The following is a 20500-nucleotide window of genomic DNA, read 5'->3' as shown; positions in this document are numbered from 1 at the left end:
TTATATATTGTTTGAGGCTTTATGTATAATAAAAAAATGCAATTACTTCTAACCCAACTCCGTCAGTTAGGGATAAAAGATGAAGCAGTATTGCAAGCGATAGCTTCTGTTCCTCGTCAACATTTTGTAGATGAAGCACTTTCTCACCAAGCATATGATAATTGTTCTTTACCCATTGGGGCAGGGCAGACTATTTCGCAACCTTATATTGTTGCCAAAATGACCGCATTGTTAAAGCTTAAACCAACATCTAAAGTGCTTGAAATTGGTACGGGATCAGGATATCAAACGGCGGTATTAGCTAATATGGTTGATCACGTGTGTTCCGTTGAGCGTATCAAAAGTTTGCAATGGCATACCAAACGCCGTTTAAAAATATTGGACATTCATAATGTCTCAACTCGCCATGGTGATGGATGGCTGGGATGGCCGGAGCGAGCACCTTATGATGGTATTATTGTGACTGCCGCCGCTGAACATATTCCAGAAGCATTAATTTACCAACTAGCAGAAGGCGGGCGATTAGTGATTCCTGTAGGTGATACACAGCAAACGCTACAAGTTGTTATTCGTCAACTCAATGGGTTTGAAAAGCATATTATTGAGCCAGTTAAGTTTGTTCCTTTAATTAAAGGTGAATTAGTTTAGTTTTAATGAAATTTGTTTATTGGTTTATGCTATGTTGATGTGCTTAGGTTTTATCTTTATTGAGTTAATGTTACGTTCACCCTAAACAATTTAGTTTTTTACAAAAAGTAAATGCGATCAGGAGATGACCATGCTATATGGTTTTGATATTGGCGGTACAAAAATAGAAATGGCTGTGTTTGATTTAGCGTTAAATGAAATTTGGCGTAAGCGTATTGATACGCCACATGATAGCTATGACGCATTTCTTTTTGCCATAATTAATTTAATTTTCGAAGCGGATCAGAAATTTAATAGTAGAGGCCAAATTGGCATTGGCATTGCGGGTATTGTTAATCAAAAAGATAAAACGGTATTTACGACCAATATTGAAATGGTAAAAGATAAACCGTTTATTCGTGATTTAGAAACACGTGTTGGGCGTGATATACGAATTGATAATGATGCTAATTGTTTTGTACTCTCTGAAGCTTATCATCCAGAATTTAACCATTATCATAGTGTGATTGGTTTAATTCTTGGGACTGGTTTAGGTGGGGGACTTGCCATTGATCACGCTATTTTATCAGGGGCTAATGGCTGTGCTGGTGAAATAGGGCACCTTAAGTTACCGCTTAATGCAACAAAAGTCTTAGGTAATGATATTCCATTAATCACTTGTGGATGCGGGCAAGTCGGGTGTAGTGAGCGTTATTTATCAGGTACAGGCTTTGCTTGGTTATATCGTCACTTTTATCAACAATCATTATCGGCACCAGAAATTATTCAGCGTTATTATGATCAAGATAAACACGCCATAGCGCATGTCGATCGTTATTTAGAACTATTGGCGATGTATTTAGCTGATATACTGGTCGTACTTGATGTAGAACTGATTGTTATTGGTGGTGGATTATCCAATTTTGAACAAATTTATACTGAATTACCTAAACGTTTACCACGTTATTTATTAAAAATGATGCCACCACCAAGGATAGAAAAAGCACGTTATGGTGATGCCGGTGGCGCTAGAGGTGCGGCGTTACTTTGGGCCAAATGAGTGATGAGTCTTATTCGACAAATCTAGAGAGTTTGTGATAATTTTAAGTGCGCTTTTGCATTAAAAAATGAATTGAACTAATAAACTATTGTCATAGGTAGTTGATATTTCTAATGCATAAATAAGGTGGTGATCATGATGAAAAAAAAGATGAATAAATCCTGGATATTAAATACTTTCCTTTCACTTCCTTTTTTTACCAGTTTTATTTGTTATGCTGATACCATCCAAACAAAACTCAATCTTAATAGCGTGACACTTTATGCAAAAGGTGCAGAATTATCAGAAACAGCAACAGTCCAAATACCAGCAGGAGAGAGTGATATTATTCTGATGCAGGTGGCAAAAGATATCGATCCAGCCTCAATCAATATTGATATTGGGTCCAAAGCAATGATATTAGCGACGACCCTTAAAAATGATTATTTTGTCAATTACCCTGAATCAGCACAAGTTAAGGCCTTAAAGCAGCAATTACAACAATTACAAGCCAAATTAGATGATAAAAATATTCGATTAGCCGTTGTTCAAGAGGAAATTTCTTTATTAACGGGTAATCGTATCGAGCATTTAAAAAAATCTACCAGTTCAATTACTGAAACGACTAATATTATTCACTTTATTCGGGAAAATCTTACCCAGACCTTATCTGCAAAGTCCGCGTTGTTGCAAGAAATAAAGCATATTACTGATGACATAGCGAAGCTCCAGCAGCAATTAACACATGAACAGGGGCAAACACAAGCATTTACGCCTATCATTATACTTAAGATTTATGCTGAGAAAGCGGTGACGTTACCTATTTCTGTCTCGTATGTTACTTATAGTGCGGGTTGGGAGCAACGTTATGATTTTCGGGTGCAAGAGATAAATACACCGGCGCATTTAACTTATAAGGCTAATATTTATCAAGATACTGGGCTTGATTGGCAAAATATCGATTTAACGTTATCTACCACAAACCCGAGCGATGATCGGCAGATAAGACCTTTAACGCCATGGGTTGTTTCGATCAAACGTAATGATCACGATTTAGATAACATCCGCTTATATTCATCCAATTTAGTGTCAAAAGCCCCCATGTCTATGGTAGCGCTCAATGATGAAGGGCATCGGAGCTTAACTGATTATATTGCTATCAATAATCAAGGCATAAATCAGCAATATCATATTCAATTACCTTTTACTCTAAAAGGCCATAGTCAGGATAATGTGGTAATATTAAAAGAAACAGAGGTAGCAGTCACTTATCAATATGTGGCAACACCTAAGCTTGATAATAGCGCTTATCTAATAGCCAAAATAAGCGATTGGCAGTATTTGAATCTTTTACCGGGTAATGCCATGATCTTTTTTGCGAATAAATATGTTGGTGAACAGTTTATTACCACTACCGAAATGGCGGATACGTTAGATATTTCGCTTGGTGGTGATAAAAATATCTATATCTATCGCCAGCAAAATAGCAAGCAGTTATCTAAACCTTCCTTTCTAGGTAAACAGGTTACTCAAAAATTTGCCTACACAATTGATATTAAAAATACCAAGGCCTCCCCAGTCACCATGACTATTTATGATCAATTACCAGTAATACAGGATGAAAGAATTACTTTAGACAATGTTCACTATTCTGGTGCAGTATATAATAAAGAAAGTGGACTTTTATCTTGGACCTTAACCTTAAATCCAAATGAAGAAAAACAGCTTCCATTAAGTTTTAATGTTACTTATCCACAAGATAGTGTTGTTAGTGGGTTATAAGAGATAAACTAAAAAGGCGTGAATTAATGGAAGTATTATTTAAACAGGCGATAGAAAAAAATTTATTTACGGTACTCGATGTTCATTTAAGTCAGTTTCTTACTGAGCAAACACCGTTAACAGGGCAAAATAAACAACGCTTACTATTTCTCATCAGTTATTTAAGTGCGGAAACACGCGCGGGACATGTCTGCCTCAAATTAACCAAGCTTAATTCGATAGATATGTTTAATGGGCGCGATAATGAATTAAACCAACAATTTTGGTCTAAACTTAGCTCTCCTCGTTTATCAGATTGGTGCGAGCTATTGACATTATCGACGATAGCGAGTGATGGTCAGCGCTATACGCCTTTAGTCCTTCAAGCAGATCGGCTCTATTTTCAGCGAATGTGGCTTAATGAGCAAAAAGTAGCGAATTATTTTCGGCAGATAAGTACAGTTAAACTTACGCATACGGCGAATCTATCGACAATATTAACCGATTTATTTCCTGATCAGCAGGATGAGATCGATTGGCAAAAGATTGCCGTGGCAATGGCATTGACGAGACAAGTTGCCATTATTTCTGGCGGTCCAGGTACCGGTAAAACGACGACGGTAGCCAAGTTACTGGCAGCATTAATTGCTGCGCGACCTAAGCACTCTCCCGCATTACGAATTATGGCGGCGGCACCAACGGGTAAGGCGGCAGCTCGCTTAACGCAAGCTTTTAACGTCGCCTTAGATAAATTAACAACGCAGCAAAATGCTAAACTTATCATGTCTAATGAGGCGCTAACTTTACATCGATTGTTGGGGGCACAATTAAATCAACAGCAATTTATTCATTGTAAAGAAAATCCATTACATTTAGATATTCTTATTATTGATGAAGCATCAATGGTGGATTTATCGATGATGGCGAGTGTGATTGATGCCTTACCCGAGCATGCGCGTTTAATTCTACTAGGCGATCGAGAGCAACTCTCTTCTGTTGAAGCCGGCGCGGTTTTGGGTGATCTTTGTTACTTTGCTAGTAATGATTATAGTGACTCGCGCGCTAATGAATTGACAGAACTCACTGGCTATCCGCTTTTAGCTACTGAAAAGTGCGCTTCAATAGCCGATAATATTTGCTTATTGCAAAAAAGTTATCGTTTTGACCAGCAGTCAGGTATAGGACAGCTGGCCGCTTATGTGAAACAAGGAGAGAGCAAGAAAGCAATGCAATTATTGATGGCCAAGCAATATAACGATATCGCTTTTCACTGTTTTCGGTCAGAATTAGATTATCCTTCGGTAATAGAACATGCTGTACAAGGATATAGTCATTATTTGCAATATATAAAACAGGCTGATTTTGATATCAATCAAGCGTTAATGCTGTTTTCTTGTTTTAGATTACTATCGGCTTTAAGGGATGGTGCTTTTGGGGTGGATGGACTAAACAGTCAGATAGAGAAAGCTCTGATCAAACAAAAATTACTGTCCATGGCGCCAAATGAAGAATGGTATTTAGGCCGACCAGTTATGATTTTAAAGAATCATTCTGGTTTAGGTTTATATAATGGCGATATAGGCATTACGTTACCATCGACGACGGATCCGAGTAAAAAACGGGTCTATTTTCAATTAGCCGATGGTCGTATACAAGGTTTCTCCCCTTATCGGTTACCGTTACATGAAACAGCTTTTGTGATGACGGTACACAAATCACAAGGATCGGAGTTTGATCATGTGGCACTTATTTTACCAACTGAGTTCTCACCCATACTAACCCGTTCCCTGCTTTATACAGCAGTCACTCGAGCTAAAAAGCAGATGACATTATATAGTCGTTCTTCTATATTGGAAAAAGCGATAAATAGTCAAATTGAACGGCAAACAGGATTAATTCAAGCATTGGCATAATCGTAAATAAAGTGGATGGTTGTTTTATTTGTTTAATAAATCGCTATAGGTAAATTAAATAACGATATTGGTTTTCTGCTCATTGTTTAACGATTAGTAGGGCTACGCAAGGCAAAAATAAATGTCGACTTCTTTATTTTTATCATAGGCAATACTATCATTATTAAACGATATTAAACGATATTAAACGATGATTGCCATGTATCTTATCAGAAAGAGAGACGGATTTATTACTCTATTTAGTTGAGTTAATCAATAAAAACTATTTAGATATAGCTTAGATAGAAATTAGATATAGCTTAGACAAAAAAGGAAAGCCATTAACTTTCCTTTTGAGTTATCTATTATTTAACCATTAACGCATAGTAACAAATTCTTCGGCGGCAGTTGGATGAATAGCAATAGTATTATCAAAATCTTTTTTTGTGGCTCCCATTTTTAAAGCAACGGCAAAGCCTTGTAAAATTTCATCCATACCATAGCCAATACCATGTATACCCACAATTTTTTCTTCGTCACCAGCACAAACTAATTTCATTCGACATGGTTGTCGATGAGCTGTCACCGCGGTATACATCGCCGTAAAAGAGGAACTGTACACTTTAACATTCTGCTCACCATAAGCGTCTATCGCTTGTGATTCTGTTAAACCAACGGTACCAATTGGTGGATGAGTAAATACCACGGTTGGAATATTGGTATAATCTAAACATTCATTAGGTTTATTATTAAATAAACGTTCAGCAAGACGTCTACCCGCGGCCACCGCGACAGGTGTCAAGGCAGCAGATTCGGTATCATCGCCTACAGAATAAATACCGGATATGTTGGTATTTTGATACTTATCTACCTCAATAAAGCCCCAAGTATTGCTTTTAACTCCAGCCGCAGATAAATTGAGTCCTTCGGTGGCAGGTTGACGGCCAATTGCCCAAATAACACAATCTACGATAAAACTTTCACCGTTTTCTAAATGCAAGGTATAGGAATTATCACTGTTCTTTTCAACAGATTTAGGAATCGAATAAGTATGTAGATAATGGCCTTCAGTGTTAATTACTTCCATCAATGTGTCGACAATAATGGGATCAAAGCTACGTAATGGGGTTGCCATACGCACAAATTGATGGGTTTTAGCACCTAACGCATGCAGCACGCCTGCAATTTCACAAGCAATATAGCCAGCACCCACGACCGCAACGCGTTCTGGCAATGACGTTAATTCAAAAAAACCATCCGAAGTAATACCATATTCGACGCCAGGAATATTGGGTAAACTTGGTTTCCCTCCCACGGCAATAAGGATATGATCAGCGGTGTACTGTTCACCATTCACTTCAATAGTATTTTTATCAACAAAACGTCCATAGCCTTGAATAACATCAACATTATTTTTACTTAATACACGTTCATAAGATTGATGCACACGATCAATATAAGCAGTACGATTTTCAACCATTTTCTCCCAATTAAATTGATTAACGGTCAAATCAAAACCATAATCAGGTGCATAATGATGAATTGCCTCAGCCATTTGTGCCGCGTGCCACATAATTTTTTTAGGCACACATCCCACGTTAACACAGGTTCCCCCTAATGCTTTAGCTTCGATAATGGCACATTTTTTACCGTATGAGGCTGCTCTATTAATCGAAGCAATACCTCCGCTACCACCACCGATGGCAATATAATCATAATGTTTTGTCATTTTCTTTCCTTTGTTTTTGAACTTAATGAATGTTGAATAGATTGTCATATATTAACAAATATTTAAAGACAGTTTTATAAACTCCTTTAATAATAATTGCCTATCAATCAACTATTTTTTTACACAAATATTTGATATGTTATAAGGATTAAAGCGTGTTAACGTCGTTTAACTGGTCTTATAAATCACATTTAAACCACTAGTAAAAGCAATTAAACTATTCTGTGATAGTCGCCTATTTTAATTTTTTTACTTCAACTTTCTGAACTGAGCACATGTAGTGTGGCAGGGGCATGTGATGACGATTGTTGGTCTTGGTATTATTTATTTTTTGACATCCTAAAATAGACATCATTTCTCCTTTGCCGTTACTCTATATGCTTATCCTTAAAGTTATCTATATACTGATTGACATGGATATAAAAGTGATTAACACTATGATAGCGTTTTTCCATATAAGTTTGCCTCTTTTTTACTGTTCAATGTTCCTTTTAAACTTGATAGCTTGTGAACTATTTCCCCTTTTCCCTTTGTGTGGATGATTGTTAATTTATTAGTAGTCATATTGACGGCTATCATTGTGATGATATTAACGATACGTTGCGTAATAACAACTAAGCGCGTATGGAGCAAAATAACGTAAATAACGTGGCAAACTTTTGGGATAGCATGGAGAAATAATACCCCCTATTTTTATAGAAAAACGGTAATGACGAGTACAAATATCAATATACTAAGAAAAATAATCCTAGTGGGCATATTGAGTTAGGAACGAAAGAGTCACGCGTGATTGAATGTTCAGTCGATATATATCGACTGAACGACAGCGAATCAATATAGGCACGAAAATAAAATAACTATAGATATTAAATTAGTGAGTAATGATAGAATATCATTCACCAACTAATTGCTGTACAGTAAACCCACCAATATTTTCAGGAACCAGTACCGAATGTAACCACGGTAGTAATGTTTCCATTTGCTGTGCTAATTGCCATGGCGGATTAATAACAATCATACCCGAAGCCGTCATGCCTTTTTGCGTATTATCGGGTTTGACGGCTAACTCTATTTGTAAAATTCGCTTAATTCCAGTACCCACCAAATCTTTAATCATTCTTTGTGTTTGGGTTCGTGATACCACAGGATACCAAAGCGCATAAATACCTGTAGCAAAACGTTTATATCCTTCTTGAATCGCCGATATGGCTTGTTGATAATCTGTTTTTAATTCATATGATGGATCTATTAAAATAATTCCACGTCTCTGTTTAGGGGGTAATTGTGATTTTAGCTGATGATAACCATCTTGTCGGATAACATTCGCTCGTTTATCTTTTAGGAATTCATGACGTAATAAAGGATAATCAGATGAATGTAATTCTGTCATATGCAATTTGTCGTGATCCCGTAGTAAATGTTTAGCAATCAAAGGCGAACCAGGATAATATTTTAGTTGCTCGCTACGGTTGTAATAGTGCATTACGCGCATATAAGGTTCTAATAATGCTGGCTTCTCCATTTGTTGCCAAATGCGATTAATACCCGATAAATATTCTCCGGTTTTCTCTGCATGCTCACCCTTCAGTAAATAACGCCCTGCACCCGAATGCGTATCCAGATAAATAAAGGGTTTTTCTTTTTCTTTTAAATATTCAATACATAAAGATAGCACTATATGTTTTAACACATCAGCGTGATTGCCTGCGTGATAACTATGTCGATAACTTAACATGTTTTATTGGACTCAGTATTATGTTCATTGCGTTGTAAAAATAGAACGACAAAGATTAACGATAAAAAACAAGGGACTTCCATCAACTCTTCCAGTAAATCTTGTCGTTCTGATGAACAGAGAAGAAAATTAACTCCTACTCTATGGTGTTCGATAATATCGGATATACCTAAAAAGAGAAAGGCTAAAATGACATTCCACACCGGAATTTTTTGGAACCAGAAACGATAATAAATTTGCCGTCGAATAGCAGGAAAAAACATCGTGATAATCGGCGCGCCAATGATAATAATCGAAATAATCCGATAAATAATAGGCGGAACTTGCGGATAAAATTCTCGTCCCCAACTAATACCACGCCCAAAAATGACAAACCACCATAACAAAGTCCAGTACCAAAATTTACGGGTATGACTATGCTTACCATAACGTTGAGCATAGATGAAAGTATGCACGGCTATAGCAAGTAGCATAAAAGATTGTAATTGTTCAATAATTTTATCTAATCGCCATGAACCAATATTTAGAGGAAATAAATAATTACCACCCCATAATAAAAACAAAGCGAAAACGAGGGTAAAAATACATGACTTACCGAAGCGAAAATCCAAGTTATTCACGGTATTAATCCTGATAGTACCTATCTTGTAATAGATAAACTATATTACGACTCTTAACATCTTTATTTAGACATTCAATAATACCATCATAGTATAGAATTCAAATCAATATTTTTTAATAATCATTAACTGTCAGTAATAAACAGCAAACCTAGTAAAACAAATAATCTAATAGTCATTAATAAACATTAAGGCGCAGTAATAATCGTTTAAAGCCAATTTTAACCAGGGTATAATCGCAAAGTTAATGCTTGCTAATCATGGTTACAGTGACAAGCAACAAATAGAGCAGAATAACAATGTAAGGTTTGATTTTAATAAACCGCTATCCGCGCTATTTGAAGATGATTAAAGAAGATCTTTTACTTTGGTAAGCCATAATCATAAAAAAGCTAAACAACCAACTTACACCATTGGTGGACGTTAATTATTGGGCTTTTAGGGTAGTTTTAATCAGTTTATTAATACTTAAAATAGCTGTAATTAAATCTTATCATGAATAATAAAATCGATTATTGTTATCGCTATAAAAAATAAGATAAATTAATCACAATGAAATATTATCGCTTAATCACCAATAAGGAATGGCAAGAGTTACAAAAGCCATTAGATAATAGTTTAACGCCACACAGTGACAATCCTTTTCCCCAAAAAGTAATTGAGACTACGGAATTTAAAAAAGTTAAGTATCAATATAACCAACATCTTAATGAAATTGTTCAATACTGTGTTAAGTATCAAGAAGAATGTCAAAACTTGTATTCTACACTGGAAAAGTTGGGCTTGTATTATGGCACGAACACCTACAATAAAGATGATATAAAAGTTACTGCTGCGCTAATCGAGGCGCTAAGTTCAGAGCGTGCTATTTTACTGGAAAAGCCCGTTGAATATCATTCAGGTTTGTTACCGCCACAAAATAACTTTCTAAAATTGCCCAGTAATCGAATACCGCGTCGATTAACGGCTAGTGAAATCCAAGCGCGCCAACTAGCACAGTATGATAATGAAGAAAATTATATTGAATTTACGGTTTATAATTTAGCAAATCAACCCTTTACTATCTTCGATAATACCAGTCAAAAGATGCTAAAACAAGGCACATTAGACAGTAGTGGTTATGCTTATGTGAGTTTACCTGTTAACGCGCAATATGTTGATATTGTGTTTGATAAACAGCAAACTGACCACCCTGGTATTATGATGTGCCGCTTCAATTGCTGGGCGGTATACGTGATGCTGGGCAATCAGTATCGGATTTGGCATGGGACGCTTCAATCGCTAAACAGTTAATACAACATAGCGCTGGCGTTGAATCATCTAATCCTATTCAATTACCGAAAGTCCCCGAAGCTGAAACAGTATCAGGTGCTCTTGCTCATGGTGTCAGTCAGTTTTTAGTTGGTTTTATCCCTGCCTCTAAAGGGCTTAAAGTAATCAGACCCCTGACAAGAATGGGGAAACTAGCTCAAAGTATGATTGCGGGTGGTGTCGCTGATTTTGCGGGTTTTGCGCCCCATGAGGAACGATTGTCAAATCTTGTTCAATCATTCGAAGTATTACAAAATCCAGTCACTGAGTATTTACAAGACAGTCCTGATGATAGCGCAGCAGAGGGACGGTTAAAAAATGTCTTAGAGGGGCTACTGCTGGGAGCGCTTACGGAACCCTTTGCTCATTCGTTACGAGCCTTAAAATACGCCAGAATTAAATGGATGATATCAGATGTTAAAACGAAAGTTCACTATAAGCTAGAAATTGTTACAATAGAAACCGAATCGGGTAGTAAAGGAAATTGGAATAAAGCACTGAATAACCCAGAGCCGAATAGAATTTATATCGTTGACGGTAATAAAATATACCATACTGATGAACTGGGCAGATTAAAGCAGGTAGAAGCAAAATATACCATACTGATGAACTGGGCAGATTAAAGCAGGTAGAAGCAGAACTTAAACTTGATACATTAGACAGAAACACTTATCAACAATTAAAAATGGGTAAACAAGGTATTGAGGGCGATGAGGGCGGTCATTTAATCGCGTCAATATTGAATGGCTCGGGTGAAAAAATAAATATGCTACCGATGAATGCCAACCTTAACCGTGGCGCATGGAAGCAAATGGAAAACAAATGGGTAAAAGCCCTAAAAGAAGGCAAAACGGTTAAAGTTAAAATTGAACCTTTGTATGAAGGCACAAATTTAAGACCAGATAGCTTCAACGTTAGTTATTCAATTGATGGTGGACGTCTAACAGAAGAAACATTTAAAAATTCATCAGGAGGAAGATAATGTTAAACAATAATAGTATTTATAATGATATAGGACAATTACTATTCAATATAGCGCCTGATGGAGCAAAAACTGTCATAATGAAGGCTGAGTTATCTCAAGAAGGAGATCATTGTAAGTATGAATATGATTATATAAATCAATCAAATGATACAAATTGGTTTTCTGGTGGTGCTAGAGCTAATACCGATATGTTAAATTATTTAGTAAAATTAAGACAATATTTCATCGATAATAATTTAACAAATGGTAATCCTATTTGGACAGGCTGTATTGTAACCGTTGATATTGAAAAAGCTAAGATTAATATTGATTTTAAATATGAGCCATTTATTGAAGAGTGAGTGATTTAATAGATAGATGAATAGTTATCTAGGCGTATTTTATCGTAATACGCCTTTTCTTTAGGCAGCATAAGACCCTAGTTAAAATTAATCGTATATAGTGTTGAAATAATCAAATGATTTCGTGTTGGAAAAAATAATAATGGTTAGACCTAACACGCGAAACTATACGAGTGAAGTATCAAGGATCAACACAAAGCATCTTAAAACGCTCGTTAAAAATCCATTACAGTACATTATTACCAGTTACTCATTGAATATATGATACTATCTATTTTTTACAGTTGTGTTTTAAAAGAAAGTGATAAGAGTGTACGACAGTACGTTTGCCCCAATATAAAGTATTAATTGAATATCTAGACACCGTGTTAAAATTGCGGTATCTGCTATTTTTATTCTAATACTGATTTGATAGTCAGTGTAATCGTTGATTTTTATATTTTTTATAGTTATCGAATAAAATAGTTGTTTCAAAAAATAAAACATTATTCGTGCGGGGAGAGATAGGCAAAAAAGGGTAAAGCATTACACTATATTTATCTTAACATAAGCGAAAAGAGATAGGATCCATCTAAAAAGATCAGTCGCTAATCAAATAATAAATAGACTTAACTATATTTTGTTATATAAAAATATCTAAACAAAAAAGAGTGCAATTTACGTGACAGGTTATTAAATCAAAATTCGCGTTCATAACAATATGTATTATGGAAAAAAGATAGAAGAAGCTTGAGCTCCTTCTATCAGGGTTATTTATTTTAGACCAGCTGCATCACGTAACAGTGCTGCCTTGTCGGTCTTTTCCCAAGGGAAAATATCGCGTCCAAAGTGACCGTAAGTTGCGGTTTTAAGATAAATAGGTCGAATTAAATCAAGCATTTTGATCAAACCATAAGGACGCAGATCAAAGAATGCTTTAACTAAGGTAATAATTTGCGCTAATGGAATTTTTTCTGTGCCAAAAGTTTCAACCATAATTGATGTTGGTTCAGCGACGCCAATAGCATAGGAGATCTGTAACTCACAACGATCAGCAAGACCTGCTGCTACAATATTTTTAGCTACATAACGAGCAGCATAAGCCGCGGAACGGTCGACTTTCGAAGGATCCTTTCCAGAGAACGCTCCACCACCATGACGTGCAGCACCACCATAAGTATCAACAATAATTTTTCGGCCAGTAAGACCACAATCGCCCATTGGGCCACCAATTACAAAACGACCCGTTGGATTAATAAAGTACTTCGTTGTATTGGTTAACCATTCTGCTGGTAAGATTGGCTTAATGATCTCTTCCATTACCGCTTCATGTAAAGCATTTTCAGAAATATCTTCAGCATGCTGTGTGGATAATACTACAGCATCAATACTATGAATTATGCCATGCTCATATTTAAATGTTATTTGACTTTTTGCATCAGGACGTAGCCAAGGCAAGGTACCATTTTTACGTACTTCAGCTTGTCTTTCCATTAAGCGATGGGCATAAAGAATGGGTGCCGGCATTAACTCTGGCGTTTCATTGCTTGCGTAACCAAACATAATACCTTGATCCCCTGCACCTTGAGCTAATGGATCTGCTCGGTCCACGCCCTGATTAATATCAGGTGATTGTTTACCAATAGCATTTAATACGGCACATGAACGTGCATCAAATCCCATATCGGAATGCGTATACCCAATATCGGCAATAGTTTTTCGAGTGATTTCTTCTACATCAACCCAAGCAGAAGTAGTGATTTCTCCACCGACTAGTGCCATTCCAGTTTTAACGTAGGTTTCACACGCTACGCGAGCTTTAGGATCTTGCTCTAAAATGGCATCAAGCACTGCATCAGAAATTTGATCGGCTATTTTGTCTGGATGGCCTTCAGATACTGATTCTGAAGTAAAAAGATAGATCGTCATGATATTACCTTTATCAATCTAATTTTAAATTTAGCTATTTTAACATCTAGACGTCTATTTTAATTAATAATCAATAAGAATGCTAGTATTTATATAAACGATATAACTCTTTCAAGAAAACAACAATTTTTATACAATTTATTAATTTGATAAACTAGATAATTATTTCGTTTTCGTTTAAAAAGCATCTATAATTAATATTAATTATAGTTAATCGGATCTTAATCACATTAATACTAATATTGGTTGCGAAGTTGATTTCTTGATAAAAAAGATAAAATAACCAATGTTACAACCATACATATTTATTCAAACCTAATACAATGATAATTCATAAAACTGATCAAAAAACGACTATACTTATTTTGGATTCAGGTATAGGTGGACTAAGTGTATATAAAAAAATTCATCAATTACTACCTAATCTAAACTATATTTATGCATTTGATAATGCGGGTTTTCCCTATGGGGATAAACCAGATAGTATCGTTGTGCAACGTATAAAATCACTAATAGAGAAGATCATACAACAATATTCTATCGATATCGTTGTGATTGCTTGTAATACGGCAAGCACTATATGTTTACCTATATTACGCGAACAATTCCAATTCCCGATAGTAGGGGTTGTTCCAGCAATAAAGCCTGCAGCAGAAATGAGTAAAAATAAGCATATTGGTCTGCTTGCAACTAAAGCAACCGTTAATCGTGCTTACACGTTAGATTTAATAAAACAATTTGCATCCGATTGCCATGTAGAATTATTAGGTGTATCGGAATTAGCTATAATGGCTGAAAATAAATTACATGGCGAACCAGTTAATATTCCATTATTAAGGCAATTAATGACACCTTGGTTATCATTACCTACGCCGCCGGATACCATTGTATTAGGTTGTACTCATTATCCCTTTATAAAGGATGAACTTAATTTACTCTTTCCTGATGTTAATTTCGTTGATTCAGGAAATGCTGTTGCAAAGCGGGTGGCTTTTTTATTAAACAATAAATTAAATAATAATAGCGAAACATCATTAAATATTACTCATCAATTGATTAGTACTGCATTGGATAATAAAGCTGAAACAATAATTTTGTCTTTATTTGAGCATGAACTGTTTGAATATCAAACGATAACGTTGTAGTTTGTATAAACTTCATTCAAACGGTGGTGTTTTGTTATTTTTCACTTGATTAACTGCAAATAACACTTATAATGCATCTCCATTGAACGACAACGAGACGAAAGTTGAGAAGTTGGAAGTTAAAAAGTTGAGGAATTTGAAAAAAGTTCTTGACTAATGAAAAAGGAAAGCGTAACATACGCAGCCCTTGAGACAGCAAAGCTGTCAGCTCTTTAAAAAATAGAACAGACAATCTGTGTGGGCACTTGCAGGACGAAAGAATTAAAGTCTAAGGACTTAAAAGAATCAAGTCTTGATAAGTGACACTGAAGATTCATTTGAATATGTCAGAAACAGTTATTGAGCATCAAACTTTAAATTGAAGAGTTTGATCATGGCTCAGATTGAACGCTGGCGGCAGGCTTAACACATGCAAGTCGAACGGTAACATGAGTGCTTGCACTTGATGACGAGTGGCGGACGGGTGAGTAAAGTATGGGGATCTGCCGAATGGAAGGGGACAACAGTTGGAAACGACTGCTAATACCGTATAATGTCGCGAGACCAAAGCATGGGACTTTCGGGCCATGCGCCATTTGATGAACCCATATGGGATTAGCTAGTAGGTGGGGTAAAGGCTCACCTAGGCGACGATCTCTAGCTGGTCTGAGAGGATGGCCAGCCACACTGGAACTGAGACACGGTCCAGACTCCTACGGGAGGCAGCAGTGGGGAATATTGCACAATGGGGGGAACCCTGATGCAGCCATGCCGCGTGTATGAAGAAGGCCTTCGGGTTGTAAAGTACTTTCGGTGATGAGGAAGGTGATGTATCTAATAGGTACATCAATTGACGTTAATTACAGAAGAAGCACCGGCTAACTCCGTGCCAGCAGCCGCGGTAATACGGAGGGTGCGAGCGTTAATCGGAATGACTGGGCGTAAAGGGCATGTAGGCGGATGATTAAGTTAGGTGTGAAAGCCCCGGGCTCAACCTGGGAATTGCATTTAAAACTGGTCGTCTGGAGTATTGTAGAGGAAGGTAGAATTCCACGTGTAGCGGTGAAATGCGTAGAGATGTGGAGGAATACCGGTGGCGAAGGCGGCCTTCTGGACAGATACTGACGCTGAGATGCGAAAGCGTGGGGAGCAAACAGGATTAGATACCCTGGTAGTCCACGCTGTAAACGATGTCGATTTGGAATTTGCGGTCTTGAGCTGTGGGTTCCGGAGCTAACGCGTTAAATCGACCGCCTGGGGAGTACGGCCGCAAGGTTAAAACTCAAATGAATTGACGGGGGCCCGCACAAGCGGTGGAGCATGTGGTTTAATTCGATGCAACGCGAAGAACCTTACCTGGTCTTGACATCCACAGAATCTTGCAGAGATGCGAGAGTGCCTTCGGGAACTGTGAGACAGGTGCTGCATGGCTGTCGTCAGCTCGTGTTGTGAAATGTTGGGTTAAGTCCCGCAACGAGCGCAACCCTTATCCTTTGTTGCCAGCGGTCAGGCCGGGAACTCAAAGGAGACTGCCATTGATAAAGTGGAGGAAGGCAGGGACGACGTCAAGTCATCATGGCCCTTACGACCAGGGCTACACACGTGCTACAATGGCGTATACAAAGAGAAGCGAGCCAGCGATGGTGAGCGGACCTCATAAAGTACGTCTAAGTCCGGATTGGAGTCTGCAACTCGACTCCATGAAGTCGGAATCGCTAGTAATCGTAGATCAGAATGCTACGGTGAATACGTTCCCGGGCCTTGTACACACCGCCCGTCACACCATGGGAGTGGGTTGCACCAGAAGTAGATAGCTTAACCGCGAGGGGGGCGTTTACCACGGTGTGATTCATGACTGGGGTGAAGTCGTAACAAGGTAACCGTAGGGGAACCTGCGGTTGGATCACCTCCTTACGAAGAGCCTGCAAGTGTTCACACAGATTGTTTGTTTTAGCAGAGAGAAATCACTGAATTGGGTCTGTAGCTCAGGTGGTTAGAGCGCACCCCTGATAAGGGTGAGGTCGGTGGTTCAAGTCCACTCAGACCCACCAATTCGAGTTATTAAGAAGTGTGGCGAAAGCGACACGACTGATAAGGTGATGAAATGGGGCTATAGCTCAGCTGGGAGAGCGCCTGCCTTGCACGCAGGAGGCCAGCGGTTCGATCCCGCTTAGCTCCACCAATTTAACTCTCAAACGAAGATATTGATAAGCACATTGATAAAGTGTGCAGATGAATATAGCTCTTTAACAATTAGGAACAAGCTGAAAAGAAACGAGTTCTCGGATATTAAGGCATGTTATATGGCATAGCTAAGATATTTGAGGAAAGCGAAACCGAGACAACTAAGAGTTGTAAGGTTAAGAAATTAAGCGTACACGGTGGATGCCTAGGCAATCAGAGGCGATGAAGGACGTGTTAATCTGCGAAAAGCGACGGTAAGCTGATAAAAAGCGCAATAGCCGTTGATGTCCGAATGGGGAAACCCAGTACAATAATGTACTATCATTAACTGAATAAAATAGGTTAATGAGGCGAACCGGGAGAACTGAAACATCTAAGTACCCCGAGGAAAAGAAATCAACCGAGATTCCCAAAGTAGCGGCGAGCGAAATGGGAGGAGCCCAAAGCGGGTAGCATGATGAGCTAGTGGAACGGTCTGGAAAGTCCGGTGAAACAGGGTGATAGCCCCGTACACGAAAGCCATGATGTGGAAGCTTGAAGAGTAGGGCGGGACACGTGATATCCTGTCTGAAGAAGGGGGGACCATCCTCCAAGGCTAAATACTCCTGATTGACCGATAGTGAACCAGTACCGTGAGGGAAAGGCGAAAAGAACCCCGGCGAGGGGAGTGAAATAGAACCTGAAACCGTGTACGTACAAACAGTGGGAGCATGTACCGTTAGGTATGTGTGACTGCGTACCTTTTGTATAATGGGTCAGCGACTTATATTCTGTAGCGAGGTTAACCGAATAGGGGAGCCGAAGGGAAACCGAGTATTAACTGTGCGTTAAGTTGCAGGGTATAGACCCGAAACCCGGTGATCTAGCCATGGGCAGGTTGAAGGTTGGTTAACACTAACTGGAGGACCGAACCGACTAATGTTGAAAAATTAGCGGATGACCTGTGGCTGGGGGTGAAAGGCCAATCAAACCGGGAGATAGCTGGTTCTCCCCGAAAGCTATTTAGGTAGCGCCTCATGTATTGTCATTGGGGGTAGAGCACTGTTTCGGCTAGGGGGTCATCCCGACTTACCAACCCGATGCAAACTCCGAATACCGATGAACAGAGCATGGGAGACACACGGCGGGTGCTAACGTCCGTCGTGAAGAGGGAAACAACCCAGACCGCCAGCTAAGGTCCCAAAGTCATAGTTAAGTGGGAAACGAAGTGGGAAGGCTTAGACAGCTAGGATGTTGGCTTAGAAGCAGCCATCATTTAAAGAAAGCGTAATAGCTCACTAGTCGAGTCGGCCTGCGCGGAAGATGTAACGGGGCTAAAACTATGCACCGAAGCTGCGGCAATGCACGAAAGTGTATTGGGTAGGGGAGCGTTCTGTAAGCCTGCGAAGGTGAACTGAGAGGTTTGCTGGAGGTATCAGAAGTGCGAATGCTGACATAAGTAACGATAAAGCGGGTGAAAAGCCCGCTCGCCGGAAGACCAAGGGTTCCTGTCCAACGTTAATCGGGGCAGGGTGAGTCGACCCCTAAGGTGAGGCCGAAAGGCGTAGCTGATGGGAAACGGGTTAATATTCCCGTACTATATATGACTGCGATGGGGGGACGGAGAAGGCTAGGTTTACCACCTATTGGATGGTGGGTTAAGCATGTAGGCGTGTGATTAGGCAAATCCGGTCACTGAAACGCTGAGGTGTGATGACGATGCACTAAGGTGCAGAAGTAATTGATGCCCTGCTTCCAGGAAAAGCCTCTAAGCTTCAGGTCATATGTAATCGTACCCGAAACCGACACAGGTGGTCAGGTAGAGAATACTAAGGCGCTTGAGAGAACTCGGGTGAAGGAACTAGGCAAAATGGTGCCGTAACTTCGGGAGAAGGCACGCTGATGGTAATTGAAGTCCCGCGCGGATGGAGGTGAAATCAGTCGAAGATACCAGCTGGCTGCAACTGTTTAATAAAAACACAGCACTCTGCAAACACGAAAGTGGACGTATAGGGTGTGACGCCTGCCCGGTGCTGGAAGGTTAATTGATGGGGTTAGCAGAAATGCGAAGCTCTTGATCGAAGCCCCAGTAAACGGCGGCCGTAACTATAACGGTCCTAAGGTAGCGAAATTCCTTGTCGGGTAAGTTCCGACCTGCACGAATGGCGTAATGATGGCCAGGCTGTCTCCACCCGAGACTCAGTGAAATTGAATTCGCCGTGAAGATGCGGTGTACCCGTGGCAAGACGGAAAGACCCCGTGAACCTTTACTATAGCTTGACAGTGAACATTGAGCCTTAATGTGTAGGATAGGTGGGAGGCATAGAAGTGTGGACGCCAGTCTGCATGGAGCCGACCTTGAAATACCACCCTTTAATGTTTGATGTTCTAACGTAGGTCCCTGAACGGGATTGCGGACACTGTCTGGTGGGTAGTTTGACTGGGGCGGTCTCCTCCCAAAGAGTAACGGAGGAGCACGAAGGTTAGCTAATCCTGGTCGGACATCAGGAGGTTAGTGCAATGGCATAAGCTAGCTTGACTGCGAGAGCGACGGTTCGAGCAGGTACGAAAGTAGGTCATAGTGATCCGGTGGTTCTGAATGGAAGGGCCATCGCTCAACGGATAAAAGGTACTCCGGGGATAACAGGCTGATACCGCCCAAGAGTTCATATCGACGGCGGTGTTTGGCACCTCGATGTCGGCTCATCACATCCTGGGGCTGAAGTAGGTCCCAAGGGTACGGCTGTTCGCCGTTTAAAGTGGTACGCGAGCTGGGTTTAGAACGTCGTGAGACAGTTCGGTCCCTATCTGCCATGGGCGCAGGAGAATTGACGGGGTTTGCTTCTAGTACGAGAGGACCGAAGTGAACGCACCGCTGGTGTTCGGGTTGTGATGCCAATCGCATTGCCCGGTAGCTAAGTGCGGAATAGATAAGCGCTGAAAGCATCTAAGCGCGAAACTAGCCCGGAGATGAGTTCTCCCATGACGAGAGTCAGTAAGGTCCGTTCGAGACTAGGACGTAGATAGGTTGGATGTGTAAGTGCAGTGATGCATTGAGCTAACCAATACTAATGAGCCGAGGTCTTAACCTTACAACTCTGAGTTGTTTTGGAATCGCGAAAACAGTTTGTTCTTGATTGAAGAGAAACAGGATATGTCTGGCGGCATTAGCGCGGTGGTCCCACCTGACCCCATGCCGAACTCAGAAGTGAAACGCCGTAGCGCCGATGGTAGTGTGGGGACACCCCATGTGAGAGTAGGACAC

General features: G+C 39.5%; 13 protein-coding genes, 2 tRNA genes and 3 rRNA genes. 14 read left to right on the top strand and 4 right to left on the bottom strand.

The genetic code is table 11. The features are described 5' to 3' along the window. Window positions 1-21 precede the first annotated feature (21 nt). The 4 genes from O970_RS04255 (at window position 22) to recD (ending at window position 5340) form a co-directional block, all read left to right on the top strand. Window positions 22-648, top strand: a complete 627-nt coding sequence (locus O970_RS04255; RefSeq protein ID WP_024495915.1) for a protein-L-isoaspartate(D-aspartate) O-methyltransferase — start codon at window positions 22-24, stop codon at window positions 646-648. A 130-nt stretch (window positions 649-778) separates the two neighbouring features. Beyond that, window positions 779-1687 carry an N-acetylglucosamine kinase gene (gene nagK, locus O970_RS04250; protein WP_024495914.1) on the top strand — a complete coding sequence of 303 codons (909 nt, stop codon included), beginning with the start codon at window positions 779-781 and terminating at the stop codon, window positions 1685-1687. A gap of 150 nt (window positions 1688-1837) precedes the next feature. Beyond that, window positions 1838-3448, top strand: coding sequence for a DUF4139 domain-containing protein (locus O970_RS04245; protein ID WP_238610590.1), 1611 nt, complete (start codon window positions 1838-1840; stop codon window positions 3446-3448). A gap of 26 nt (window positions 3449-3474) precedes the next feature. Then, the gene (recD, locus tag O970_RS04240) at window positions 3475-5340 is read left to right on the top strand and encodes an exodeoxyribonuclease V subunit alpha (RefSeq protein ID WP_024495912.1); all 1866 of its coding nucleotides are present in this window, start codon (window positions 3475-3477) and stop codon (window positions 5338-5340) included. 355 nt (window positions 5341-5695) lie between these two features. Here the strand turns inward: recD and gorA are convergent, their stop codons facing one another. The 3 genes from gorA to O970_RS04225 form a co-directional block, all read right to left on the bottom strand. After that, the gene (gorA, locus tag O970_RS04235) at window positions 5696-7048 is read right to left on the bottom strand and encodes a glutathione-disulfide reductase (protein WP_024495911.1); all 1353 of its coding nucleotides are present in this window, start codon (window positions 7046-7048) and stop codon (window positions 5696-5698) included. Between the two features lie 892 nt (window positions 7049-7940). After that, on the bottom strand, window positions 7941-8783 hold the full coding sequence (locus tag O970_RS04230) for a 23S rRNA (adenine(2030)-N(6))-methyltransferase RlmJ (RefSeq protein ID WP_024495910.1): 843 nt from the start codon (window positions 8781-8783) through the stop codon (window positions 7941-7943). Next, the gene (locus tag O970_RS04225) at window positions 8777-9403 is read right to left on the bottom strand and encodes a hypothetical protein (protein ID WP_024495909.1); all 627 of its coding nucleotides are present in this window, start codon (window positions 9401-9403) and stop codon (window positions 8777-8779) included. Before O970_RS04225 ends, O970_RS04230 begins: the two co-directional genes overlap by 7 nt. Window positions 9404-9955: 552 nt before the next feature. Between O970_RS04225 and O970_RS04220 the strand changes: the two genes are divergently transcribed. The 4 genes from O970_RS04220 to O970_RS04210 are packed head-to-tail and all read left to right on the top strand — an operon-like array spanning window position 9956 to window position 12040. Next, a complete protein-coding gene (locus O970_RS04220) occupies window positions 9956-10696 on the top strand; it encodes a hypothetical protein (RefSeq protein WP_024495908.1) in 741 nt (246 codons plus the stop codon). Then, on the top strand, window positions 10663-11337 hold the full coding sequence (locus O970_RS10060) for a hypothetical protein (RefSeq protein WP_024495907.1): 675 nt from the start codon (window positions 10663-10665) through the stop codon (window positions 11335-11337). Before O970_RS04220 ends, O970_RS10060 begins: the two co-directional genes overlap by 34 nt. Continuing rightward, window positions 11286-11696: a DNA/RNA non-specific endonuclease gene (locus O970_RS10055; protein ID WP_202976350.1), complete on the top strand. Its 411-nt coding sequence runs from the start codon at window positions 11286-11288 to the stop codon at window positions 11694-11696. Before O970_RS10060 ends, O970_RS10055 begins: the two co-directional genes overlap by 52 nt. Then, window positions 11696-12040 carry a hypothetical protein gene (locus O970_RS04210; protein ID WP_024495905.1) on the top strand — a complete coding sequence of 115 codons (345 nt, stop codon included), beginning with the start codon at window positions 11696-11698 and terminating at the stop codon, window positions 12038-12040. Before O970_RS10055 ends, O970_RS04210 begins: the two co-directional genes overlap by 1 nt. 753 nt (window positions 12041-12793) lie before the next feature. Here the strand turns inward: O970_RS04210 and metK are convergent. Then, on the bottom strand, window positions 12794-13948 hold the full coding sequence (metK, locus tag O970_RS04205; protein WP_024495904.1) for a methionine adenosyltransferase: 1155 nt from the start codon (window positions 13946-13948) through the stop codon (window positions 12794-12796). Window positions 13949-14271: 323 nt separating this feature from the next. On the opposite strand from metK, the gene murI reads away from it, so the two are divergent. The 6 genes from murI to rrf all read left to right on the top strand — a co-directional run. After that, complete coding sequence (gene murI, locus O970_RS04200) at window positions 14272-15093, top strand: glutamate racemase (RefSeq protein ID WP_024495903.1); 822 nt, start codon at window positions 14272-14274, stop codon at window positions 15091-15093. A gap of 355 nt (window positions 15094-15448) precedes the next feature. Next, a 16S ribosomal RNA gene (locus tag O970_RS04195) occupies window positions 15449-16986 on the top strand. Between the two features lie 60 nt (window positions 16987-17046). Next, window positions 17047-17123 (top strand) — tRNA-Ile (locus O970_RS04190). Window positions 17124-17178: 55 nt separating this feature from the next. Further along, a tRNA-Ala gene (locus O970_RS04185) sits at window positions 17179-17254 on the top strand. Window positions 17255-17430: 176 nt separating this feature from the next. Beyond that, a 23S ribosomal RNA gene (locus O970_RS04180) occupies window positions 17431-20327 on the top strand. Window positions 20328-20392: 65 nt separating this feature from the next. Further along, window positions 20393-20500, top strand: a 5S ribosomal RNA gene (gene rrf, locus O970_RS04175); the annotation flags it as partial.

This window comes from Candidatus Schmidhempelia bombi str. Bimp, assembly GCF_000471645.3.
Taxonomy (GTDB): domain Bacteria; phylum Pseudomonadota; class Gammaproteobacteria; order Enterobacterales; family Orbaceae; genus Utexia; species Utexia bombi.
Note: the sequence above shows the minus strand (reverse complement) of the source record. Positions and strands in the feature narration are given on the sequence as shown.